Annotated in this window: 19 protein-coding genes; 13 read left to right on the top strand and 6 right to left on the bottom strand. The window is 64.1% G+C overall.

The window, feature by feature from the left end; translation table 11 throughout:
* Positions 1-9 precede the first annotated feature (9 nt).
* Positions 10-921 carry a glycosyltransferase family 2 protein gene (locus P9228_RS20430; RefSeq protein ID WP_278055223.1) on the top strand — a complete coding sequence of 304 codons (912 nt, stop codon included), beginning with the start codon at positions 10-12 and terminating at the stop codon, positions 919-921.
* A gap of 45 nt (positions 922-966) precedes the next feature.
* Entirely contained in the window at positions 967-1,461 is a 495-nt protein-coding gene (locus P9228_RS20425) for a sugar transferase (RefSeq protein WP_127243227.1), read from the top strand.
* Here P9228_RS20425 and P9228_RS20420 read toward each other — a convergent pair.
* Both P9228_RS20420 and P9228_RS20415 read right to left on the bottom strand, forming a co-directional pair.
* Positions 1,449-2,384 carry an NAD-dependent epimerase/dehydratase family protein gene (locus P9228_RS20420; RefSeq protein ID WP_278055222.1) on the bottom strand — a complete coding sequence of 312 codons (936 nt, stop codon included), beginning with the start codon at positions 2,382-2,384 and terminating at the stop codon, positions 1,449-1,451. The two genes, P9228_RS20425 and P9228_RS20420, sit on opposite strands and share 13 nt — an antisense overlap.
* Positions 2,381-3,670, bottom strand: coding sequence for an O-antigen ligase (locus tag P9228_RS20415; protein ID WP_278055221.1), 1,290 nt, complete (start codon positions 3,668-3,670; stop codon positions 2,381-2,383). Before P9228_RS20415 ends, P9228_RS20420 begins: the two co-directional genes overlap by 4 nt.
* A 454-nt stretch (positions 3,671-4,124) precedes the next feature.
* On the opposite strand from P9228_RS20415, the gene cysD reads away from it, so the two are divergent.
* From cysD to cysQ, 3 genes are read left to right on the top strand one after another with little or no spacing between them, the layout of a single operon-like run.
* Positions 4,125-5,030: a sulfate adenylyltransferase subunit CysD gene (gene cysD, locus P9228_RS20410; protein ID WP_066997810.1), complete on the top strand. Its 906-nt coding sequence runs from the start codon at positions 4,125-4,127 to the stop codon at positions 5,028-5,030.
* Positions 5,031-5,032: 2 nt separating this feature from the next.
* A complete protein-coding gene (cysN, locus tag P9228_RS20405) occupies positions 5,033-6,970 on the top strand; it encodes a sulfate adenylyltransferase subunit CysN (RefSeq protein WP_278055220.1) in 1,938 nt (645 codons plus the stop codon).
* A gap of 10 nt (positions 6,971-6,980) precedes the next feature.
* The gene (gene cysQ / locus P9228_RS20400) at positions 6,981-7,766 is read left to right on the top strand and encodes a 3'(2'),5'-bisphosphate nucleotidase CysQ (RefSeq protein WP_278055475.1); all 786 of its coding nucleotides are present in this window, start codon (positions 6,981-6,983) and stop codon (positions 7,764-7,766) included.
* A 21-nt stretch (positions 7,767-7,787) separates the two neighbouring features.
* Here the strand turns inward: cysQ and P9228_RS20395 are convergent, their stop codons facing one another.
* The 4 genes from P9228_RS20395 to P9228_RS20380 all read right to left on the bottom strand — a co-directional run bounded on the left by P9228_RS20395 (position 7,788) and on the right by P9228_RS20380 (position 11,778).
* Positions 7,788-8,930, bottom strand: coding sequence for a DegT/DnrJ/EryC1/StrS aminotransferase family protein (locus P9228_RS20395; RefSeq protein WP_095823761.1), 1,143 nt, complete (start codon positions 8,928-8,930; stop codon positions 7,788-7,790).
* A 252-nt stretch (positions 8,931-9,182) separates the two neighbouring features.
* Positions 9,183-10,106, bottom strand: coding sequence for a carbohydrate kinase (locus P9228_RS20390; RefSeq protein ID WP_278055217.1), 924 nt, complete (start codon positions 10,104-10,106; stop codon positions 9,183-9,185).
* Positions 10,103-10,549, bottom strand: coding sequence for an RbsD/FucU domain-containing protein (locus P9228_RS20385; RefSeq protein ID WP_067327918.1), 447 nt, complete (start codon positions 10,547-10,549; stop codon positions 10,103-10,105). The genes P9228_RS20390 and P9228_RS20385 overlap by 4 nt, the downstream gene beginning before the upstream one ends.
* A 2-nt stretch (positions 10,550-10,551) precedes the next feature.
* Positions 10,552-11,778 carry an ROK family transcriptional regulator gene (locus tag P9228_RS20380; protein WP_095781659.1) on the bottom strand — a complete coding sequence of 409 codons (1,227 nt, stop codon included), beginning with the start codon at positions 11,776-11,778 and terminating at the stop codon, positions 10,552-10,554.
* 212 nt (positions 11,779-11,990) lie between these two features.
* Between P9228_RS20380 and P9228_RS20375 the strand changes: the two genes are divergently transcribed.
* The 8 genes from P9228_RS20375 to P9228_RS20340 all read left to right on the top strand — a co-directional run bounded on the left by P9228_RS20375 (position 11,991) and on the right by P9228_RS20340 (position 24,421).
* Complete coding sequence (locus tag P9228_RS20375) at positions 11,991-13,025, top strand: sugar ABC transporter substrate-binding protein (RefSeq protein ID WP_066998169.1); 1,035 nt, start codon at positions 11,991-11,993, stop codon at positions 13,023-13,025.
* A 161-nt stretch (positions 13,026-13,186) separates the two neighbouring features.
* On the top strand, positions 13,187-14,251 hold the full coding sequence (locus tag P9228_RS20370; RefSeq protein WP_066997793.1) for an ABC transporter permease: 1,065 nt from the start codon (positions 13,187-13,189) through the stop codon (positions 14,249-14,251).
* A 2-nt stretch (positions 14,252-14,253) separates the two neighbouring features.
* Positions 14,254-15,036: an ATP-binding cassette domain-containing protein gene (locus P9228_RS20365; RefSeq protein WP_066997791.1), complete on the top strand. Its 783-nt coding sequence runs from the start codon at positions 14,254-14,256 to the stop codon at positions 15,034-15,036.
* A 148-nt stretch (positions 15,037-15,184) separates the two neighbouring features.
* Entirely contained in the window at positions 15,185-17,647 is a 2,463-nt protein-coding gene (locus P9228_RS20360) for a glycogen/starch/alpha-glucan phosphorylase (protein ID WP_278055213.1), read from the top strand.
* A 115-nt stretch (positions 17,648-17,762) separates the two neighbouring features.
* Complete coding sequence (gene glgB, locus P9228_RS20355; protein WP_278055211.1) at positions 17,763-19,997, top strand: 1,4-alpha-glucan branching protein GlgB; 2,235 nt, start codon at positions 17,763-17,765, stop codon at positions 19,995-19,997.
* Positions 19,998-20,011: 14 nt separating this feature from the next.
* Positions 20,012-21,277, top strand: coding sequence for a glucose-1-phosphate adenylyltransferase (gene glgC / locus P9228_RS20350; protein ID WP_067327922.1), 1,266 nt, complete (start codon positions 20,012-20,014; stop codon positions 21,275-21,277).
* A gap of 66 nt (positions 21,278-21,343) precedes the next feature.
* The gene (gene glgA / locus P9228_RS20345; protein WP_067327923.1) at positions 21,344-22,789 is read left to right on the top strand and encodes a glycogen synthase GlgA; all 1,446 of its coding nucleotides are present in this window, start codon (positions 21,344-21,346) and stop codon (positions 22,787-22,789) included.
* A gap of 3 nt (positions 22,790-22,792) precedes the next feature.
* Positions 22,793-24,421 (top strand): alpha-D-glucose phosphate-specific phosphoglucomutase, encoded by a 1,629-nt coding sequence (locus P9228_RS20340; protein ID WP_278055208.1) that lies wholly within the window; start codon positions 22,793-22,795, stop codon positions 24,419-24,421.
* The last annotated feature ends 68 nt before the right edge of the window (positions 24,422-24,489 follow it).

The raw sequence follows: 24,489 nt of genomic DNA, 5'->3' as shown, positions 1-24,489 counted from the left end.
GATCAGCGCGTGGCCGTTCTCATGGGCACGAGGGATGGCGCCGCCTTTATCGGCGAGCAGTTGCAATCCCTGCTCGCGCAATCATGGCCCCATGTCGATCTCTGGGTTTCCGACGACGGCTCGACGGACGCCACGCTCGCGATCCTCGAGGCGTGGCGGTCCCGCTGGAGCAAGGGCTCCCTTACCGTGGTGCAGGGCCCGCGAAACGGCTTCGCCGCCAACTTCCGCTCGATGATCATCGAGCCGCGCGTCGATGCCGATTACTACGCCTTTTGCGACCAGGACGATGTCTGGGAGCCCGACCGGCTGGAGAGCGCCATTCGCTGGATGGAGACACAGGATATGGCAATGCCGCTGCTGTTCTGCTCGCGCACGGCGACCATTTCCGAGACCGGCGTCCCGGCCGGCCATTCGCCGCTGTTCCACCGCCCGCCATCCTTCCGCAACGCCCTGGTGCAGAGCATCGCCGGCGGCAACACCATGCTCTTCAACCGCGCGGCGCGCGACCTCCTGGCGAAGGCATCGGCAAGAACCGAATTCGTCAGCCATGACTGGTGGGCCTATCTCGTCGTCACCGCTGCCGGCGGCAAGGTCCGCTACGAGCCGCGGCCGCTGGTCAGATACCGGCAGCACGGGGCGAACCTGGTCGGCGCCAACGTCTCCTGGAGGGCAAGGCTTTCGAGGCTCGGGCGGCTGTTCCAGGGCCAGTTCGCCACCTGGACGGACAGCAATCTCAGAGGCCTTGCCGTCAACCGCGACCTCGTTACACGCGATGCAGCACGTTGCCTTCGCCTCTTCATCAGGGCGCGCAAGGGCAATGCTCTCAGGCGCTTCCGCCTGCTCGGCAAAAGCGGCGTCTACCGGCAGACCCTGATGGGCACGCTCGGCCTCTACCTTGCCTTTCTTTGGCGGAGGATCTGAGCCGTGACGGCTAAGCGGGCTTTCGACCTGACTATCGCGGCCGTCATGCTGGCGGTTACGTCTCCCGTTGTGCTGATCGCCATGCTGGCGGTCAGGGCGACGTCATCCGGACCGGCCATCTTTTCGCAGCCGCGCGTCGGGCGCGGCGGCGCTGTCTTTGCCTGCCACAAGCTGCGCACCATGCATCGCAACACCCCGTCCTTGCCCACGCACGAGGCGCCTGCCGGGTCGGTCACCGCGGTGGGCAGGGTGCTGCGCGCGACCAAGATCGATGAGCTGCCGCAGCTCTGGAATGTGCTCAAGGGCGAGATGAGCCTTGTCGGTCCCCGTCCGTGCCTGCCGACGCAAACGGAGCTGATCGGCCACCGGCGGCGGCTGGGCGTGCTTTCGGCGCTTCCGGGCATCACCGGGCTGGCGCAGATCAAGGGCATCGACATGTCCGATCCGAAACTCTGCGCCGAGACCGACGCTGCCTATCTGAAGGCCGCTTCGATCGGCCTCGACCTCAGAATATTGCTGGGGACATTCTACCGGGCCTGAGTGGCTTTCTTTCGCGCCAGTTCCTCAAGCCGGCCGAGCGTATCGGTTTCCGGCATCCAACCTTCCCCGGCCAGCAGTGACGGATCGCAGATCTGGGTCGCGGTCAAGGCTTGCCATGATGCCTGCCTGCCGAGCAGCCTTGCCGCCAGCCGCAGCGGCATCCCAGGCATGGGAAAAAGCCGCGGCGGACGGCCGAAACCACGCCGGAACGCGGCAATGATTTCGGACGTCGCAAGAGGGGCGGCGTTGCCCGCGACATAGGCCGGGTGGAGCGGTCCCGGACGGCTGACAAGGTGCAGCACCGCGCCCGCCGCGGTGTCGGACGCGATCAGAGAGCGCACACCCGCCAGCACGCCGGTCGGCAGCGGCAGGGCGGTGTCGGCAAGCCGCATCAGCGCTGCCATGTTGCCCCTCATGCTCTCCCCATAGACGGGCGGCAGGCGCAGTGCCGTGGCATCCGGGCGTCCGGCGTAAGCCTCGATCATCCTGATCTCGCCTTCCCGCTTGGAGCGGCCATAGGCGCATTGCGGGGCAGGGGCCATCGCCTCGTTGATCGTGCCGCTGAAGCCGGGACCCGCCACGGCCCGGATCGAGGAAAGATAGATGAAGCGCCCGCCGCAACCTGCAGCCGCGGCCTTGGCCAGCCGCGCGGTCAGCGTCGCATTGGCGGCCTGGTGGTCGGCGTCGCTGAAAGTCCGATCGTTGTTCAGCGCCGCGCAGTGGACGACATGGCTCACCTCGCGCATCAATGCCAGGAAGGCGTCGTCCGGCGCATCGGCGCCGGGCAGCGCAAAGACCTCGCCCGCAGCCTGCAGTCGTTCCGGCCGGCGGGACGCAATGCGCATGTCGAAGCCGGCCTGACGCAGCCGGCCGGTCACCTGGCGTCCGATCAGTCCCGTCGCCCCGGTGACCAGGACCTTCATGTTCGCCGGCCGGCGGCCGAAGGAATGGCTGCGCTCTTGCCGGTCGGCGGCACCGTTCGTCCGCAAGCCAGATAGGTTCCCGAAACCAGGAACACCATCAGCGTCGAATCGAGAAGGTCCTGACCGACCAGGATACCCGTCAGCCCGCCTATGAGATAGGTGACGACCGTGACGATGATCATCGTTGCGCCGAACCGTTCCGCTGGGCCGGCGCTGCGGCGCAGCGCCCTTGCCGCGTTCCAGGCCGCGACGACGAAGATCGCCGCCAAGGCGAACGCCCCTAACAAACCGGCCTGCACCGCCGCGGTCAGAAAACCGCTATGGTAATGGTTGTAGCCCGCGTCCATGCCAAATTGATCGTGAAAACCCTGTTTCATCAGCGCCCGGCTGCCTGTGATGCCATGTCCGAAAATCGGAGCCTCGTGAAACGCCTTCGTGCCGATCTCCCACATCGCCACCCGCAGTCCAAGCGCCGTCGTATGGTCGTTCTTGGTGGTGAGCGCATCCAAGTCGCTGAAAAGGAAGTCAGCCCGATTGGCAATGACGGGAAACGCGATCGCGGCGAGCAGCAGGCAGGCGCCGCCGGCAATCAGCGCAATGCGCGCGAGTTTCAACCCGCTGAGCCGGCGCCGGTTGATCGAGAGCACGGCGATGCCCGCCAGCAGCAGCGCCAGCCAGATGATGCGGGAGCCCGAATAAAGCACCGCCAAGCTGCCCGACAGCGCAGCGAGAGTCAGCAGCTTCCAGCGCTTCTCGATCCCCGACAGCGCGCCTGCGAGGCTCATCGCCGCGGCCAGGCAGGTCACCGTCGCGAATACGATGGCATTCCCGGCACCGCCTTCGGCCCTGGTGCCGATCCAGTAATACTGAACGACGGCGAGCAGCAGCGCGCCGAAACATGCCGCGGCGCTCGCCAGCACGACGATGCGTACAAGCACGGTCTTTTCCGTGATGCTCCAGGTCGAATAGGAGATCGGAAAGAAGAGGAAAGCGATCAGCGGCAGGAACAACCGCAGATCCGCCGCCAGCGTGCCGTTGACGATCGAAGCAAGGACGATGGCCGCGCAATAGGCACAGATCGCCACCGTCATGGCCAGCATCGACCGGTCGATGTTGAACCGCCGCCGTTTGATGGCGAGCAGAAATACGGACCAGAGCGCGCCGCCGTTGAAAACGAAGCTGACCACCGATCCCAGCACCGGCGGCGAGAAGAAGCAGACGATCGAGAAATAGATGTTGATCTGTGTCGGCGTGAGATGCCGCCGAAGCGATGTAAACGGGTTCAATGCCTTGCTTCGCAATCTTCCAGGTTGTGCGCAGACCCGCCGGGGTACCGAACAATTGGCTTTGACCGATCCCGTTCTGCCGCGCCTCGCCCGCTCCCGCGCCGGTATAGCGGCTGGCTCCGATCTCCGATAGGGCGACCGAAGGATGTCCAGCCAAAAATCGGCGGCGTGGACGAAAGCTCTTGGAAGTCAACCTAGCCGATCGAAGCAAATAGGTTTGTTCGGCCCCTTTCAATTGCTCGGCTTGTCTGGGAGAATTTTCCGACTTATCAAGCTCACTTGGAAAATTCATTCCCAAAGCGCTGTGCCCGGCGCGGGTCTTGCATTGTTATGGGCGATGGCGATCTGCTAGAACGCCCGCGACAAGTGTCCAGGGCTTGACGGGCTGTTTTAGCAAACCGCGCCAATCGCCTGCTGCAAGGCCTGGCCGGCACGAAAGAACGCTCAATAGCTTATGAACATCGCGCTCACCCATCTGCAGCGGCTTGAGGCCGAATCCATCCACATCTTCCGTGAGGTTGCAGCCTCTTTCGCCAAGCCGGTGATGCTCTATTCGGTCGGCAAGGATTCCTCGGTGCTGATGCATCTGGCGATGAAGGCCTTCTATCCCGCCAAGCCGCCATTTCCCTTCCTGCATGTCGACACGACCTGGAAGTTCCGTGAGATGATCGCCTTTCGCGATCAGATGGCGCAGAAGCTCGGCTTCGACCTGCTTGTTCATGTCAACGAAGACGGCGTGCGCGACGGCATCAACCCCTTCGATCACGGCTCGAACACCCACACCCATGTGATGAAAACGGTGGCGCTGCGCCAGGCGCTCGACAAATACGGCTTCGACGCGGCCTTCGGCGGCGCCCGTCGCGACGAGGAGAAGTCGCGCGCCAAGGAGCGCATATTTTCCTTCCGCAATGCCCAGCATGCCTGGGATCCCAAGAACCAGCGGCCGGAAATGTGGAAGATCTTCAACACCCGGATCGCGCCGGGTGAATCGATCCGCGTCTTTCCCCTGTCCAACTGGACCGAGCTCGACATCTGGCAGTATATTTTGCAGGAGAACATCCCGATCGTGCCGCTCTATTTCGCCAAGGAGCGGCCGGTCGTCGAACGTGACGGCATGCTCATCATGAAGGACGATGACCGCATGCAACTGCGCCCCGGCGAGAAAATCGAGAACCGTCTCGTGCGCTTCCGCACGCTGGGCTGCTATCCGCTGACGGGCGCCATAGAATCGGATGCCGACACGCTCGAAGCCATCGTCGGCGAGATGCTGACCGCCCGCACCTCCGAGCGCCAGGGCCGCCTCATCGACCGCGACGAGGCAGGTTCCATGGAAAAGAAGAAGCGCGAGGGGTATTTCTGAGCATGCGCCACATCCTGGCCACGAGCCTCGCCCCGACCGATTCGATCCGCGACTACATGGCCGCGCAGGAAAAGAAATCGCTGCTGCGCTTTCTCACCTGCGGCTCGGTCGACGACGGCAAGTCGACGCTGATCGGCCGGCTGCTGTCCGATACCAAGCAGATTTTCGAGGACCAGCTCGCCGCGTTGGAGAACGATTCTCGTAAGCACGGCACCACCGGCGACGACATCGACTTCGCGCTGCTCGTCGACGGGTTGGAGGCCGAGCGTGAGCAGGGCATCACAATCGACGTCGCCTACCGCTTCTTCGCCACCCCGAAGCGCAAGTTCATCGTCGCCGACACGCCCGGCCATGAGCAATACACGCGCAACATGGCGACGGGCGCTTCGACCGCCGACCTCGCCATCGTGCTGATCGATGCGCGCCAGGGCGTGCTGCGCCAGACCCGGCGCCATTCGATCATCGCCTCGCTGCTTGGCATCCGCCACATCGTCCTTGCCGTCAACAAGATCGACCTCGTCGGCTTCGACAAGACCGTGTTCGACCGGATCGTCGCCGACTACGGCGACTTCGCGCAAAGCCTAGGCTTCAACAGTATCGTGCCGATTCCGATGTCGGCGCGCTTCGGCGACAATGTCACCAGCCGCTCGGAGCGAACGCCCTGGTATTCCGGGCCGTCGCTTATCGAGCATCTGGAAACCGTGTCTGTCGACGAGGCGGCGATCGAATTGCCGTTCCGCTTCCCCGTCCAGTATGTGAACCGTCCCAATCTCGATTTTCGCGGCTTTGCCGGAACCATTGCATCCGGTTCCGTTTCCAAAGGCGACGAGGTCGTGGTCGCCAAGTCGGGTAGGGCCTCCCGGGTCAAGCGCATCGTCGCGCATGGCGGCGACCTTGAGCAGGCTGTTGCCGGCCAGGCCATCACGCTCGTCCTCGAGGACGAGGTCGAGGTTTCGCGCGGCAACATGCTGGTATCACCGGCCGCACGTCCGCAGGTCGCCGACCAGTTCGCCGCCAATCTGGTCTGGTTCGACGAGCAGGCCCTGTTGCCCGGCCGGTCCTATATCCTGCGCACCGAAACGGATCAGGTGAGCGCGACCGTCACCGATCTGAAATACCGCGTCAACGTCAACGATTTCGCGCATGAGGCGGCGAAGTCTCTCGACCTCAACGAGGTCGGGGTGTGCAACCTGTCGACCCGGGCGCCGATCGCCTTCGATCCCTTCGCCGAGAACCGCACGACCGGCGCCTTCATCCTGATCGACCGCATCAGCAACGCCACCGTCGGCGCCGGCATGATCCTGCATTCGCTGCGCCGCGCCGAAAACATCCATTGGCAATCGCTCGACGTCGGCAAGCGTGGCCGCTCCGACCTGAAGAACCAGCGCCCGGCGGTGTTCTGGTTCACCGGTCTGTCCGGTTCCGGCAAGTCGACCATCGCAAATCTCTTCGAAAGGAAGCTGTTCGCGTCCGGCCGCCACACCTACATCCTCGACGGCGACAATGTCCGCCACGGCCTCAACCGCGATCTCGGCTTCACTGACGCGGATCGCGTCGAAAACATCCGCCGCGTCGCCGAAGTGGCCAAGCTGATGGCCGATGCGGGCCTGATCGTCATCGTCTCGTTCATCTCGCCCTTCAGCGCCGAGCGGCGCATGGCGCGCGAGCTGATGGGCGAGGGGGAATTCGTAGAGGTGTTCGTCGACACGCCGTTCGAGGAATGCGCCCGCCGCGACCCGAAGGGCCTTTACGCCCGCGCCTTGAGCGGCGAGATCAAGAACTTCACCGGCGTCGATTCTCCCTACGAGACGCCGGAGAACCCCGAGATCCACCTCAAGACTCTCGGCAGGACGCCCGAGGAGATGGCGGAAGCCCTGGAACACTGGCTGACAGAGCGCGACGTTGCCGAAGAGCAGTATGACGATGGCGGCGGCATCTGACGACGCGGCAATGCTTGGCGTGTTCGAGCGCCTCGCGCTCGATGCCGGCCGCGCGGTGATGCGCGTTTTCCACGAAGGCTGCGCCGTCGACAGCAAGTCCGACTCTTCGCCGGTGACGGAAGCGGATCGCGAAAGCGAAAAGATTATCCTGGCCGGCCTGCGCGCCGCTTATCCGGACATCCCTTGCGTCGCCGAGGAGGAGGTTGCGGCGGGTATTGCCACGCCCGACCTCGACGGTGCCTTCTTCCTCGTCGATCCGCTCGACGGCACCAAGGAATTCGTCAACCGCCGCACCGATTTCACCGTCAACATTGCGCTGGTGCGCCACGGCGTGCCGGAAGTCGGCGTCGTGTTCGCGCCTTGCACAGGACGTTTCTTCTCCGGTCGGGCGGGGACGGCGGAAGCGATCGACGTCGACGGCGACTATCGTATCGCCGGCCGTCGGCCAATCACCGTGCGGGCAGGCGGCACGCCGCTCGCCGTCGTCGCCAGCCGCTCGCACAACACGCCGGAAACCGAAGCCTTCATCCGCGATCTCGGCGCCACCGAAATCGTCTCGATAGGCTCGTCGCTGAAATTCTGCCTGCTCGCCGCCGCCGAGGCCGACGTTTATCCGCGCTTCGGCCGCACCATGGAATGGGACACGGCCGCTGGCGATGCGGTGCTGCGCGCCGCCGGCGGCATGACCCGCACGCTGGACGGCCAGCCGCTCGTCTACGGCAAACGCAACCAGGCCACTGACACGGATTTCGCCAACCCGTATTTCATTGCGACGGGGAAGGGCGTGGAGGTTTAATCTCCCGCTCAAGGGCCGAGATTAGGCAGCCGCGACCTGCGCCGAGTTGGAGCCGATATAATTGCGGATCGTCTCGACGATCTTGTCTTGGTCGGCTTCGCTGAGATAGGCGTGCATCGGCAGACAGAGGATCTGCTTCGGCAGCTTCTCCGAAACCGCAAGACCGGTCGGCGTACGCGGATAATCGCGGTAGGCGATTTGTTCGTGCAGCGGCTTCACGTAATAGATGACCGACGGGATGCCTTGTTCGCCGAGATGGGCCTTCAACCCGTCGCGTTTCGGCGTCTCGATGGCATATTGCGCCCAGGCCGAGCGGCCGTGGCCGAGATTGCGTGATGCCTTGACGATGTCGCCAAGCCCATTGGCGTAACGGTCGGCGACCGCCTGGCGGGCCACCATCTCCTCCTCGAGGATGGCGAGCTTCTCGATCAGGATCGCCGCCTGCAGCGTGTCGAGGCGGGAATTGATGCCGACGCGGATGTTGTCGTACTGCGTCTCGCCCTTGCCGTGGAAGGCGAAGGAGCGCAGCTTGTCGGCGAGCGCAGCATCGTTGGTGAACATCGCGCCGCCATCGCCGTAGCAGCCGAGCGGCTTGGCCGGATAGAAGCTGGTCGAGCCGACATGGCCGAAGGCGCCGCACATCGTGCCGTCGGCCGAGCCGCCCATCGACTGGGCGGCGTCCTCGATCACCAGCAGGCTCTCGCGCTTTGCGATCGCCATGATCGCCTCGTAGTCGGCGGCAAGTCCGAACAGGTCGACCGGGATGATCGCCTTCGGCTTCAGCCTTCCTTGCTTCTTGATCATGTCGATCGCCGCCTCGAGGCTGGCGATATCGATGTTGTAGGTGTCGGGATCGACGTCGACGAAGACAGGCTCGGCCTTGGCGAGCGCCACCACTTCGGCCGTCGCGGCGAAGGTGAAGCTTGGCACGAACACGGCATCGCCCGGACCGATGCCGGCCGCAAACAGCGGCAGAAGCAGCGCATCGGTGCCGTTGGCGCAGGCCACCACATGCTTGACGCCGATGTAAGCCGCGAGCTTGTTCTCGAATTCTGCGACTTGCGGGCCGAGGATGTAACGGCCGTCTTCGACCACCGTGTCGATCGCGGCCTTCAGCCGGTCGCGGATTCGTTCGCGCTGCGCGCCAAGATCGATGAACTGCATGTCGGCCTCAGAAGCTGCCAGTAAACCGGCCCGCTGGTACCAGACTTGCCACGGCTGAAAAAGCCGCCCATGGCCAGGGCGAATTGCGCAAGTGTCGCAGCCTGTTACCGTTTTTTGCCTGCGCATTGCCAGAAGAAGCCGGAAATCCGGGCTTCCAAGCGTATTCGAAGCGGCTCTTGTCGCGCTGTTCCGGCCCTTCGAAACATAAAGTGATCGCTCGGGCACGGATCGCCGGCGGGACCGGTCAGCCGATCAGGCGATTTCGTGCCGCCATGGCGGGTTGGCGCCGGCCCGAGATACCGTCACGGCGGCCGCCTTGGCGCCAAGCTCCAGCGCGCTGCGGATGGCTTCCTCCGAGAGGCCGCCGATCGCTGCTTTGGTGAGCAGACCCTGCTCGTGCAGCGAGGCAAGGATGCCGGCATTGAAGGTGTCGCCCGCGCCGACGGTGTCGACCACCTTCACTTTCCGCGGCACCACCGTGACCTTGTGCTCCCTGCTGTAGCCGACGGCGCCTTCGCTGCCATGGGTGACGACGATCAGGCTGGGACCGCGGTCAAGCCAGTTGCGCACGACCTCCTCGTGCGAGCCCGCTTCGTCGAACCAGTTGAGGTCTTCGTCCGACAGTTTGACGATGTCGGCCATCGCCATCATCTCGCGGATGCGCCTCAGATGCTTGGCCTTGTCCGGAATGAAGTTCGGCCGGATGTTGGGGTCGAGCATCATCACCCGGCTGTTGCGCTCGCGCCGCATGAACTCCTCATAGGCCGATCCCGCCGGTTCCGAGATCAGGCTGATCGCGCCGAACAGCATCGCCTCGATCTCGGCGCCGAGCTTCGGCAGGTCCTCGATGGCGAGCATGCGCCCGGCGGTGTTCTCGTCGTAGAACGTATAGCTCGCCTGGCCATCGGTGAGCCGCACGAAGGCGAGCGTGGTCGGCTTGGGCGAGGTGTGCGCATAGGTCGAGCTCACCTTGCTGGCTCCCAGCGCCTCGCGGAGCTGGCCGCCGAACAGGTCGGAGGAGAGACCTGAGAAGAAGCCTGCCGGAGCGCCCAGCCGTCCGAGCGCGACCGCCGTGTTGAACACCGCTCCGCCGACATAAGGCGCGAAGGCCGCTTCGCCTTCCGCTGTCGTGCGCGGCAGCATGTCGATCAGGGCTTCGCCACAGCAGAGGATCATTGTGTCTCGGTCTCCGGCGGATGGATCACGCCCTTACGGATGATGATGTTGGCATAAAGCCTGGGTTCGCTGGTCGCGACGATCGCATGCGCGGCCTTGACGCGTGCATAGAAGTCGGCCCCCGCCAGCGCAATCACCTTGTGCCCCGGCGCGCGTTTGGCGCAGACCGCTTCCATCTCGTGATGCACGGGATCGGCGAGCGCCGGATCGCCTTTGACCGAGGCGCGGAACAGGGCCTCCGGCACCGCCGCATCCACCGGCAGCACGCTCAAAACGGCGTCCAGCACCGGAATGACGGCATGGCCGTCGGCGCGGATCAGCCTGCGCGCCTGTTCCTCGGCCGGATAATTGCCGTCGACGATGGCGATCTCGTCGCCATGGCCCATGGCCCTGAGCGTCGCCAGAAGCTGCGGGCCGAGCAGCGACGGAATGCCGATCAGCATGGTCAGGCGCTCCTGGAAATCGTCGTCGGTCCGATCAGGAAGCGTTCGGAAAGCGGCAGGCTGGCGCCGCCAAGCGCCCGCGCATGGATGCCGACTGTTCCTTCGCGTACGACCGGCAGCTTCAGCCCCTCGGCGTCGATACCGGTGATCGCGTCCGTCACCGCATCGACAAGCCTCCGCCGCACGTCGAGGGGCATCCAGCCGTCGATCACCGCGGCCTCGAAATCGATGACCGACGAGGCGGCAACGATCGCATAGGCCAGCGCTTGTGCAGCACTTGCGATCCAGTCGTCGAGCTCGGCGCCGATCTCGCCCCATTCCTGCGGCGAGGTCCACAGATAGGAGCCGTCGATGCCCTTGGCGCTCAGCGCCTTTTCCAGCATGGCGATCGAGGCGACATCGATAAGCTGTGTCGGCTTGCCGTCCGGCCCGGGCACCGGCATCGAACCCAGGGCGCCGGCATTGCCGGTCGGCCCGCCGAACAGGCGGCCGTTGAGCACGATGCCGCCGCCGGCAAAGGCACCGATATAGAAATAGACGAAGTCGCGCGCCGCGCCTGCCTGGCCGAAGACGAGCTCTGCCCCGCAAGCGGACGTGGCATCGTTCTGCAGATAGACCGGAAAGTCGCATTGGGACTGGATGTCGGCGCGGATGTCGCGATGGCGCCATTCATCCATGATCTCGCGCGGCGCGCCGGCTGTGTCGGCCCAGCTCCAAAGCTCGAACGGCATGGCGATCCCGAGCCCGGCGATGCGCTTGTCCTGCGCCGGTGTCAGCTCGCCGCGCATTTGTTTGATCCCAGCGCCGACGAACTCCACCGTCTCGCGCGGCGCCGGATAACGATAGGAATTCTGCAGCATCGATCGCACATTGCCGAGGAAGTCGATCAGCACCAGCTCGGCGCTGCGGCGGCCGATCTTGAGACCGATGAAGAAAGCTCCTTCCGGATTGAGCGCCATCGGGATCGACGGCTGGCCGATCTTGCCGCGCAGCGGCGCCTGGCGCACGAGCAGCTTGTCCTCTTCCAGCTCCCGCATGATGACGGATACCGTCTGGGCCGACAGCCCGGTCATGCGCGCGATGTCGGATTTGGCGAGGCTGCCATGCTGGCGCACCAGTGACAGAACCAGCCTTTCATTGTGGTCGCGCATGCCGCTCTGGTTCGTGCCGCGATGCAGCCGGCTCTCCAGAGCCTCGGGCGAACCGTGCCTCGCAATGCCGGTCTCCACCCTGTTCCTCCCGTCGGTTTCCCCACACTGGCTTTTCGTTCAGAATGAGTGAACAGCGCAAGTCTGTCAATAATAAATAAGAGTGATTTAATTATTGACAGATGATGCGGACTGGTGTCTTTTGGGGTGGCGTCCACGCTGGGAAAAATGGTTGGATGCGCTCGAGGCGCCGGGTTGGCCGGCGTCCGGAATGGTTCCATTGGGAGGAAATCGTGACCAAGAAATCGCTGCTGAAGTCCACCGTATTCGCGGCGGCCGGGCTGGGCCTGCTCGCATTCGCCTCGTCCGCATCGGCTGCGGGCGTCGGCGCCTGCCTGATCACCAAGACCGACACCAATCCCTTCTTCGTGAAGATGAAGGAAGGCGCCACCGCCAAGGCCAAGGAACTCGGCGTCGACCTGAAGACCTATGCCGGCAAGATCGATGGCGACAGCGAGAGCCAGGTCGCGGCGATCGAGAGCTGCATCGCCGACGGCGCCAAGGGCATCCTGATCACCGCCTCTGACACCAAGGGCATCGTGCCGACGGTGAAGAAGGCGCGTGACGCCGGCCTGCTGGTGATCGCCCTCGACACCCCGCTCGATCCGATCGACGCTGCCGATGCGACCTTCGCCACCGACAATCTGGAGGCCGGCAAGCTGATCGGCGCCTGGGCCGCCGCCACGCTCGGCGACAAGGCCAAGGACGCCAAGATCGGCTTCCTCGACCTCACTCCCTCGCAGCCGACCGTCGACGTTCTGCGCGACCAGGGCTTCATGATGGGCTACGGCATCGACGTGAAGGATCCCAACAAGATCGGCGACGAAGACGATCCGCGCATCGTCGGCCACGACGTGACCAACGGCAACGAGGAAGGCGGCCGCAAGGCGATGGAAAACCTCCTGCAAAAGGACAACACCATCAACGTCATCCACACCATCAACGAGCCGGCCGCAGTCGGTGCCTACCAGGCGCTCAAGGCCGTCGGTCTGGAAAAGCAGGTGCTGATCGTTTCGGTCGACGGCGGCTGCCCGGGCGTCAAGTCGGTTGCCGAGGGCGTTATCGGCGCCACCTCGCAGCAGTACCCGCTGCAGATGGCGGCGCTCGGCATCGAGGCGATCGCCAAATTTGCCAAGGACGGAACGAAGCCGAAGCCGACCGAAGGGAAGAACTTCTTCGACACCGGCGTCAATCTCGTCACCGACAAGCCGGCCAACGGCGTCAAGTCGATCGACACCAAGGAAGGCCTCGCCAAGTGCTGGGGCTGACGCTCTGACGGTTCACAAAGCTTGCGGCTGGGGGCTTGATCCCCGGCCGCATCGGGTGGACGATGCGCCTTCGTCAAGCGCGGACAATCCTGGCGGCAGACCGGAAGAGGCGTCGACGGCGCGCGCAGCAATGAGAAGGCTGTGCGCATACGGGAGGATACATGTCTCAGATTCAGGAATTCGAGAAGGTACTTTCGGGCAGCGACTCCAGCGTCGCGGCCTTCGACGAGCACGGCAAGTCGTTCGTCAAGCGCGCCCAGCATTTCCTGCACTCCACGCCGGCGGCGGTGCCGCTGATCGTGCTGGTGCTGTCGGTCATCATCTTCGGCGTTGCCATCGGCGGCCGCTTCTTTTCGTCCTACACGCTGACGCTGATCCTGCAGCAGATCGCCATCGTCGGCATCCTGGGGGCTGCCCAGACGCTGGTCATCCTGACCGCCGGCATCGATCTTTCGATCGGCGTGGTGATGGTCATCTCGGCGGTGGTCATGGGCAACTGCGCCATCACCTACGGCATGCCGACAATCCTGGCCGTGGTGCTTGGGCTTGGCGCAGGCGCGGTTTGCGGCATGCTCAACGGCTTGTTGGTCGCCTATATGAAATTGCCGCCCTTCATCGTGACACTGGGCACCTGGAACATCGTCATGGCCACCAATTTCATCTACTCGGCCAATGAGACGATCCGCGACGCCGATGTCGACGCTCAGGCGCCGCTGCTGCATCTCTTCGCGCTCAGCTTCAGGGTCGGCTCCGCCGTGCTGACGGCCGGCGTCATCGCCATGGTCCTGTTGGTGCTGCTCTTGTGGTATGTGCTGAACCACACGGCGTGGGGCCGCCATGTCTATGCCGTCGGCGACGACCCGGAAGCGGCGAAACTCTCCGGTATCCAGACCAAGTCTGTGCTGATGGCCGTCTATACGCTTGCCGGTCTGATCGCCGCCTTCGCTGCCTGGGTGTCGATCGGCCGCAACGGCTCGATCTCGCCGTCCGCCGCCGTCACCGACTACAATCTGCAAGCGATCACCGCGACCGTGATCGGGGGCATCTCGCTCTTTGGCGGCCGCGGCTCCATCCTCGGCACGCTGTTCGGCGCCATGATCGTCGGCGTCGTCTCGATGGGCCTCAACATGCTGGGCGCTGACCCGCAATGGAAAGTGCTGCTCACCGGTGTCCTGATTATCGGCGCCGTGGCGATCGACCAGTGGATCAGAAAGGTTTCGGTGTAACCATGACCCAGCAGGCTGTTCTCACCGCGCGCGGTCTGACCAAGCGCTACGGCCGCGTGACCGCGCTCAACAACTGCGACTTCGATCTCTACCCGGGAGAAATCCTGGCCGTGATCGGCGACAACGGCGCCGGCAAGTCGACGCTCATCAAGGCGATCTCCGGCGCCGTGCATCCCGATGAAGGGGTGATTGAGCTGGACGGCAAGCAGGTCCAGTTCAAATCGCCCATCGAGGCCCGCGAGGCGGGGATCGAGACCGTCTACCAGAACCTGGCATTGTCGCCGGCGCTGTCGATCGCCGACAACATGTTTCTCGGCCGCGAGATCCGCAAACCGGGTCCGCTCGGCAGCTGGTTCCGCATGCTGGATCGTCCGGCGATGGAAAAGCGCGCCCGCGACAAGCTGACCGAACTCGGCCTGATGACCATCCAGAACATCAGCCAGGCGGTGGAGACGCTTTCGGGCGGCCAGCGCCAAGGCGTCGCCGTGGCTCGCGCCGCCGCCTTCGGATCGAAGGTGGTGATCATGGACGAACCGACGGCGGCGCTCGGTGTCAAGGAAAGTCGCCGCGTCCTCGAGCTGATCCTCGACGTCAAGAAGCGCGGCCTGCCGATCGTGCTCATCTCGCACAACATGCCGCATGTCTTCGAGGTTGCCGATCGCATCCACATCCACCGGCTTGGACGGCGTCTATGCGTCGTCGATCCGAAGCAGATTTCGATGTCGGATGCCGTCGCGCTCATGACCGGCGCCAAGAAGCCGCCGGAGGACGCGCTGGCGGCCTGATCTCCGCCCCACCATGGTAATTAGCCGCAGGTGCATCGGATGGACACTCCGCCCTAAATCGATTTAACATTATATGCTGCAGCGCGGCAAACTGGGTAGGAGAAACGGTGAAAGCCGCTATGATCAGGCCAACCGAACGAGAGGCGATATGAAACCCGCCATGACGATCGAAGCCCCCGCTCTCGACCACCCCGATCCCAGGACGCTCGCCGAGGAAGTCCTGATGTCGCTCAAGTACCGGGTCGGCAAGGACACCACCGTCGCAACGCCCTATGACTGGCTGACCGCCTCGATCAAGGTGGTGCGCGACCGCGTCGTCGATCACTGGATCCAGGCGACCAAGGAAGCCTACGACCAGCAGGAAAAGCGCGTCTACTATCTCTCGCTCGAATTCCTCATCGGGCGCCTGATGCGCGACGCCTTCTCCAATCTCGGCCTGATGGAGAACATGCGCGAGGCGCTGGCATCGCTCGGCGTGGATCTCGACTTGATCGCCGGCCTTGAACCGGACGCAGCCCTCGGCAATGGCGGTCTCGGCCGGCTCGCCGCCTGCTTCATGGAAAGCATGGCAACGGTCGATATTCCCGCCCACGGCTACGGCATCCGCTACGCCAACGGCATGTTCCGGCAGGAGATCCATGACGGCTGGCAGGTCGAGCTGCCGGAGACCTGGCTCGACCACGGCAACCCGTGGGAGTTCGAGCGGCGCGAACGTTCCTTCGAGGTCGGCTTCGGCGGCTCCGTGGAATCGATCACCTCAAAGGACGGCCGCCTGGAGCGCCATGTCTGGAGGCCCAATGAGCATGTGCTGGCAGTCGCCTATGACACGCCGGTGGCGGGCTGGCGCGCCAAGCGCGTCAACACGCTGCGGCTCTGGTCCGGCATGCCGATCGACCCGATTCTGCTCGACAAGTTCAATGCCGGCGACCACATCGGCGCGCTCGCCGAAAGCAACAAGGCGGACGCGCTGTCGCGCGTTCTCTATCCGGCCGACTCGCACATGGCCGGGCAGGAGCTCCGGCTGCGCCAGGAATATTTCTTCTCGACTGCTTCGCTGCAGGACATCGTCCAGCGGCATCTCAGCCAGTACGGCGACCTGAGATCGTTGCCCGACAAGGCCGCGATCCACCTGAACGACACCCATCCGGCCGTCGCCGTGCCGGAGCTGATGCGGCTTCTGATGGACGTTCACGGCATGGATTTCGACCTTGCCTGGGACATCACCAAGCGCACCTTCGCCTACACCAACCACACGCTGCTACCGGAGGCGTTGGAAAGCTGGCCGGTGCCGCTGTTCGAGCGTCTGTTGCCGCGCCACATGCAGATCGTCTACGCCATCAATGCCCAGGTTCTCCTGGAGGCGCGGGCCACCGGAAAATTCTCGGGCGAGCAGATCGCCCGCATCTCGCTGATCCAGGAAAATGGCGACCGCCGCGTGCGCATGGGCAATCTCGCTTTCGTCGGCTCGCATTCGATCAACGGCGTCTCGGCGCTGCACACCGATCTGATGAAGGAGACGGTATTTGCCGATCTCCACAAGCTCTATCCCGACCGCATCAACAACAAGACCAACGGCATCACGCCCAGGCGCTGGCTGATCCAGTGCAATCCGGGCCTGACCGCGCTTGCCCGCGAAGCGATCGGGAACCGCTTCATGGACGACATCGAAGCGATCAAGGACCTCGATCCTCTTGCCGGCGACTCCGCTTTCCGCGAGAAGTTTGCCGCCGTGAAGCGCCAGAACAAGGTGAGGCTTGCAAACCTAGTCGCCGACCGGCTCGGCATCAGGCTCGATCCTTCAGCGCTGTTCGACATCCAGGTCAAGCGCATCCACGAATACAAGCGCCAATTGCTCAACATTCTGGAGGCGATCGCGCTCTACGACCAGATCCGCTCGCATCCCGAGCGGGACTGGATGCCGCGGGTTAAATTCTTCGGCGGCAAGGCGGCGCCGAGCTACCACAACGCCAAGCTCATCATCAAACTGGCCAACGACGTCGCCCGGGTGATCAACGGCGATCCCTCGACGCGCGGCCTGCTCAAGGTTGTGTTTGTGCCGAACTACAATGTCAGCCTCGCCGAGGTGATGATGCCGGCGGCCGATCTTTCCGAGCAGATCTCGACCGCCGGCATGGAGGCTTCCGGCACCGGCAACATGAAGTTTGCCCTCAACGGCGCCTTGACCATCGGCACGCTCGATGGCGCCAATGTCGAGATCAAGGAGCGCGTCGGCGACGACAACATCTTCATCTTCGGCCTCACCACCGCCGAGGTCGCCGAACGCCGCGACAACGGCTACAATCCGCGCGGCGTGATCGCGTCCTCGCCGGAGTTGTCGCAGGCGGTGTCGGCGATCTCCTCCGGCGTCTTCTCGCCTGACGATCCCAACCGCTACCGCGACCTCATGAACGGCCTTTATCAGAGCGACTGGTTCATGGTGGCGGCCGATTTCGACTCCTACGCCGCCTGCCAGCGCGAGGTCGACGATGTCTGGCGCAACAGTCCCGACTGGTACGCGCGCGCCATCCGCAATGTCGCCCGCGTCGGCTGGTTCTCGTCCGATCGCACCATTCGCCAATACGCGAAAGAAATCTGGAACGTACCTGTCTGATGTGATTGCATGAGGTCGCCGACAACGTGGACGTGCATGTCGCCCAAAAGTGCCTAGCCGTTTTGGGCCAACATATGCACAAACCAGAATAGTTCCCAGGGAGGGACGCCGCCTGATGAGGAAGCCGCGCGCGACCGCTGCAACAAGCGGGCCGGACGGACTGGCGCCAGCCGGCGATGTCGCGGCCATTGTCGCCGGAACGCATGGCGATCCCTTTGCAATTCTGGGTGTGCACGCCGCCGGCAAGGGCTTTGTCGCCCGCTGCTTCGTACCCAATGCCGAATGCGTCACCGCCTATGCGCTCACCGGCAAGGAAGCCGGGGAACTCGTGCGCAGCAACGATGCCGGCTTCTTCGAGGGCAAGCTTTCGATCCGCAAGCGTCAGCCGTTGCGCTATCACGCGAGGAATGCCGGCGGCGACTGGTGGCTGACCGACCCTTATTCCTTCGGCCCGGTGCTGGGCCCGATGGACGACTACTACATGGCGGAGGGCTCACACCTGAGGCTCTTCGACAAGCTCGGCGCCCATATCATCGAGCATGAGGGGACCACCGGCGTGCATTTCGCGGTATGGGCTCCCAACGCCCGGCGCGTCTCGGTGGTCGGCGCCTTCAACGACTGGGACGGCCGCCGGCACACCATGCGCGACCGCAAGGACACCGGCATCTGGGAGCTGTTCATTCCGGACCTCGGCGCCGGCCAGCCTTACAAGTTCGAGATCATCGGTCCCGACGGCGTGCGCCTGCCCCTCAAGGCCGATCCGTTCGCCTTCGAGTCCGAGCTGCGCCCGGCGACCGCTTCGGTGACGGCGCCGCCGATCGCGCATCAATGGGGCGACGAGGCCCATCGCAGCTTCTGGCAGAAGGCCGATCCGCGGCGCGAGGCGATCTCGATCTACGAGGTCCATGCCGGCTCGTGGCAGCGCCGCGATGACGGCACCTTTCTCACCTGGGACGAGCTCGCCGCGCAGCTGATTCCTTACGTGGTCGAAACCGGCTTCACCCATATCGAGTTCCTGCCGATCTCGGAGCACCCCTACGATCCGTCCTGGGGCTACCAGACGACCGGCCTTTATGCGCCGACCGCGCGCTTCGGCGATCCCGACGGCTTCGCCCGCTTCGTCGACGGCGCGCATCGTGCCGGCGTCGGCGTCATCCTCGACTGGGTGCCGGCGCATTTCCCCGTCGACGAGCATGGGCTGGTGAAGTTCGACGGCACCGCGCTCTACGAGCATGCCGACCCGCGCCAGGGTTTTCACCCCGACTGGAATACCGCCATCTACAATTTCGGCCGCCGCGAGGTGGTGTCGTTCCTCGTCAACAACGCGCTGTTCTGGGCCGAAAAATACCATGTCGACGGTTTGCGCGTCGACGCTGTCGCCTCGATGCTCTACCTCGACTATTCGCGCAGGTCGGGCGAGTGGATTCCCAACGAGAAAGGTGGGCGCGAGAATTTGCAGGCGGTCAGCTTCCTGCAGAAGATGAACAAGGAGCTTTACGGCCATCATCCCGGGGTGATGACGATCGCCGAAGAATCGACCTCATGGCCGAAGGTATCGCAGCCGGTGCATGAAGGTGGACTCGGCTTCGGCTTCAAATGGAACATGGGCTTCATGCACGACACGCTGGAGTATTTCTCCAAGGAGCCGATCTACCGCAAGCACCATCACAACGACATCACCTTCGGCCTGGTCTACGCTTTTTCCGAGAATTTCGTGCTGCCGCTCTCTCATGACGAGGTCGTGCACGGCAAGGGCACGCTGCTCCACAAGATGGCAGGCGACGACTGGCAGAAATTCGCCACTCTGCGCGCTTACTACGCCTTCATGTGGGGTTATCCGGGCAAGAAGCTCCTGTTCATGGGCCAGGAATTCGCCCAGCGCCGCGAGTGGAGCGAGGAACGCGCGCTCGACTGGAATCTGCTGGAGCACGCCCCGCACCGCGGCGTCCGGCAGGCGGTGCGGGACTTGAACTACCTCTATCGTTCGCGCCCGGCGCTGCATGCGCGCGACTGCGAGCCGGAAGGCTTCTCCTGGCTGATCGTCGACGATCGCGACAATTCGGTCTTTGCCTGGCTGCGCAGCGCGCCGGACGGCAACCCGATCGCCGTCATTTCCAATTTCACGCCGGTGCCGCGCGAGAACTATCGCGTGCCGCTGCCGAAGGCGGGCGAGTGGCGCGAGATCATCAACACTGACGCCGCCGAGTATGGCGGCTCCGGCATGGGCAATGGCGGCATGATCGTGGCGAGCGGGGAAGGGGGCGGCACGTCGGCGACGATGCTCTTGCCGCCGCTGTCGACGATCATGCTGGAATTCGTCGCGGATGAAGCAAAGGTCCGGACAGCTTAGGAGGGAGGCAAACGATGGCAGAGATCAAGAGAACCCAGCCGCTGGCGCGCGATGCCATGGCCTATGTGCTGGCCGGCGGCCGCGGCAGCCGCCTCAAGGAGCTGACCGACCGGCGCGCCAAGCCCGCCGTCTATTTCGGCGGCAAGACGCGCATCATCGATTTTGCGCTGTCCAATGCGCTCAACTCCGGCATTCGCCGTCTCGGCGTCGCCACCCAATACAAGGCGCACTCGCTGATCCGCCACCTGCAGCGTGGCTGGAACTTCCTGCGCCCCGAACGAAACGAGAGCTTCGACATCCTGCCCGCCTCGCAGCGCGTCTCGGAAACGCAGTGGTACGAGGGCACGGCGGATGCGGTCTACCAGAACATCGATATCATCGAGGCCTATGGCCCCGAATACATGGTCATCCTAGCCGGCGACCACATCTACAAGATGGATTACGAGCTGATGCTGCGCCAGCACGTCGATGCCGGCGCCGATGTCACCGTCGGCTGCCTCGAAGTGCCGCGCATGGAGGCGACCGGCTTCGGCGTCATGCATGTCGACAAGAAGGACACCATCATCTCCTTCATCGAGAAACCCGCCGACCCGCCCGGCATACCGGACAAGCCGGACCATGCGCTGGCCTCGATGGGCATCTATGTCTTCAAGACCAAGTTCCTGATGGAGCAGTTGCGCCGCGACGCGGCCGAGCCAGGATCCAGCCGCGACTTCGGCAAGGACATCATCCCCTACATCGTCCAGCACGGTAAGGCGATCGCCCACCGCTTCGCCAAATCCTGCGTCCGCTCCTCGCACGAGTCGGAGCCTTACTGGCGCGACGTCGGGACGGTGGACGCCTATTGGGAAGCCAATATCGACCTGACCGATGTCACGCCCGAACTCGATCTCTACGACCGGGATTGGCCGATCTGGACCTATGCCGAATTGAAGCCGCCGGCCAAATTCGTGCATGACGAGGACGGCCGTCGCGGCGAGGCGATCTCCTCGCTGGTGTCCGGCGACTGCATCGTTTCCGGCGCATCGCTGCGCCGCAGCCTGATCTTCACCGGCGCGCGCATCAATTCCTATGCGAAGCTCGAGGAAGTGGTGATGCTGCCCGACGTTCAGGTTGGGCGCAACGCGCGCCTCAAGCGCGTCGTCATCGACCATGGCGTCCACATACCGGAGGGGCTGGTGGTCGGCGAGGATGCGGCACTCGACGCCAAGCGCTTCCGCGTTTCGGAAAAGGGCATCTGCCTGATCACTCAGGATATGATCAACAAGCTGTCAACCTGATAGGGTTGATCGGCAAGTTGTCAGTCTGATCAACAAGCTGTCACTTTAGCCGTGGATCTTAGGCGCATGCAGGTTCTGTCCGTCACGCCCGAAATCTTCCCGCTGATCAAGACCGGCGGGCTTGCCGACGTGACCGGTGCCCTGCCGATCGCGCTCGCCAGCAAGGGCGTGGCGATGCGCACGCTCATCCCCGGCTACCCGGTGGTGATGGACGCTTTCAAGAAAAAGAAGGCCGTCTATCAGTACCCGCTGCTGCAGGGCGGCAAGGCTTCGGTTCACGCCGTCAAGATCGGCGAGCTCGAGCTCTTCGTGCTCGACGCGCCGCATCTTTTCGACCGCCAGGGCGGGCCTTACGGTACCGCCTCGGGCTCCGACTGGCCCGACAACTGGCGGCGCTTCGCGGCGCTGAGCCAGGTCGGCGGCGACATCGCCGGCGGCGCGATCTCCGGCTACCAGCCAGACCTCGTGCATGCCCATGACTGGCAGTCGGCAATGACGCTCGCCTATATGCGCTACGGCAACGCGATCGGCGTGCCGTCGCTGATCACCGTGCACAACCTTGCTTTTCAGGGACAGTTCGGCTCCGGCATTTTCGGCGAGCTCGGCCTGCCGGGCGTGGCGATGCAGCTCGATGGCGTCGAATATTATGGCGGCGTCGGCTTCCTCAAGGCCGGCCTGCAGGCCGCCTGGGCGATCACCACGGTGAGCCCGACCTACGCGCAGGAAATCCGCTCGCCGGAATTCGGCATGGGCCTCGACGGCCTGATCAACATGCGCGCCGTCGACCTCTACGGCATCGTCAATGGCATCGATGTCGACATCTGGAACCCGGCGACCGACAAGCACCTGGTCGCCAACTATTCGGCCGAGACGCTGGAAGCGCGCGACCTGAACCGCAAGGCCGTGGAGGACCGCTTCAGCCTCGAGCCTGACGACAGCCCGATCGTCTGCGTGGTCAGCCGTCTGACCTGGCAGAAGGGCATGGACATTTTGGCTGCCGTGGTCGACGGCGTCGTTCAGCGCGGAGCACGACTGGCGGTTCTGGGCTCGGGCGATGCCGGCCTCGAAGGCTCGCTGCTTGCCGGGGCCGCGCGGCATCGCGGCCGCGTCGGCGTCGTCATCGGCTATGATGAGGCGCTCTCCCACATCATGCAGGGCGGTTGCGACGCGATCGTCATCCCTTCACGCTTCGAGCCTTGCGGGCTGACCCAGCTCTATGGATTGCGCTATGGCTGCGTGCCGGTCGTCGCCCGCACCGGCGGCCTCGCCGACACCATCATCGACGCCAACGAGGCGGCGCTTTCGGCAGGCGTCGCCACCGGTTTCCAATTCGCGCCGAACAATGGCGGCGCCCTCCTGCACGCCATCCGCCGCCTGGTCGAAGCGCATGCCAGACCCGCCGCCTGGGCCTCGATCCAGCGCCAGGGCATGAAGGCCGACGTTTCCTGGGACAAGAGCGCCGAGAAATATGTCGAACTCTATCGCTTGCTGCTTTCAAAAAGGGCTGCCTGAGGCATGATCAAAACCGTCCCTACCAAACCCTATACCGACCAGAAGCCCGGCACCTCCGGCCTGCGCAAGAAGGTGCCCGTCTTCCAGCAGGAGCACTATGCCGAGAACTTCATCCAGTCGATCTTCGACGCGCTGGAAGGTTTTCAGGGCAAGACGCTGGTGATCGGCGGCGACGGCCGTTTCTACAACCGCGAGGTCATCCAGACGGCCATCGCCATGGCCGCTGCGAACGGCTTCGGCAAGGTGATGGTCGGGCAGGGCGGCATCCTGTCGACGCCGGCCGCGTCCAACATCATCCGCAAATACAAGACCTTTGGCGGCATCATCCTGTCGGCCAGCCACAATCCGGGTGGCCCGCACGAGGACTTCGGCATCAAATACAATGCCGGCAACGGCGGCCCTGCGCCGGAGAAGATCACCGACGCGATCTTCGAAAAGTCCAAGACGATCTCGAGCTTCAAGATCGCCGACATCGGCACCGTCGACATCGACACGATCGGCACCTTCCAAGCCGGCGGCATGACGGTCGAGGTGTTCGACCCGGTCAAAGACTATGCCGAGCTGATGGAGAGCCTGTTCGACTTCGACGCCATCCGCGCGAATTTCAAATATGGCTTCCGCATGCGCTTCGACGCCATGCACGCGGTGACCGGCCCCTATGCCAAGGAGATCCTCGAGCGTAGGCTCGGCGCCCCGGCCGGGACCTGCCGCAATTTCAAGCCGCTGCCCGATTTCGGCGGCCATCACCCCGATCCGAACCTGGTCCATGCCAAACATCTCTATGACGAGATGATGGGGCCGGACGCGCCGGATTTCGGCGCCGCTTCCGACGGTGACGGCGACCGCAACCTGATCATCGGCAAGGGCATCTTCGTAACGCCCTCGGATTCTCTGGCGATGCTGGCCGCCAATGCGCATCTGGCGCCCGGCTACAAGGAAGGCCTGAAGGGCATCGCCCGCTCGATGCCGACCAGCCGAGCGGCCGATCGCGTCGCCGAGAAGCTCGGCGTCGGCATCTACGAGACGCCGACCGGCTGGAAGTTTTTCGGCAATCTGCTCGACGCCGGCATGGCGACGATCTGCGGCGAGGAAAGCGCCGGCACCGGTTCCAACCATGTGCGCGAGAAGGACGGGCTGTGGGCCGTGCTTCTGTGGCTCAACATCCTCGCTGTGCGGGGCGAGAGCTGCAAGGACATCGTCACCAAGCACTGGGAAAGCTACGGCCGCAACTATTATTCGCGCCACGACTATGAGGAGGTCGAGACAGACCGCGCCAACGCACTGGTCGACGTATTGCGCGCCAAGCTCGGCTCGCTGCCCGGCACCAGCGTGCGCGGCATGAAGATCGCCAGCGCCGACGACTTCGCCTATCACGACCCGGTCGACGGCTCGGTGAGCAAAAACCAGGGCATCAGGATCCTGTTCGAGGGCGGCTCGCGCGTCGTGCTCCGGCTCTCCGGCACCGGCACTTCCGGCGCCACGCTGCGCGTCTATATCGAGCGTTACGAGCCCGACAAGGCGAGGCATGACCTCGACACGCAGGAAGCGCTCGCCGACCTCATCGCCGCCGCCGACGACATCGCCGGCATCAAGAGCCACACCGGTCGCAACAAGCCGAGCGTGATTACTTGAAAGTGGTGAGGATTTCCCCTTCTCCCCTTGTGGGAGAAGGTGGCCGAGCGAAGTTCGGACGGTTGAGG

Origin of the sequence: Mesorhizobium sp. WSM4898 (genome assembly GCF_029625845.1) — a bacterium.
Taxonomy (GTDB): Bacteria; Pseudomonadota; Alphaproteobacteria; order Rhizobiales; family Rhizobiaceae; genus Mesorhizobium.
The sequence above is the reverse complement of the archived record's forward strand: the minus strand, read 5'-3'. Positions and strand labels throughout refer to the sequence as shown.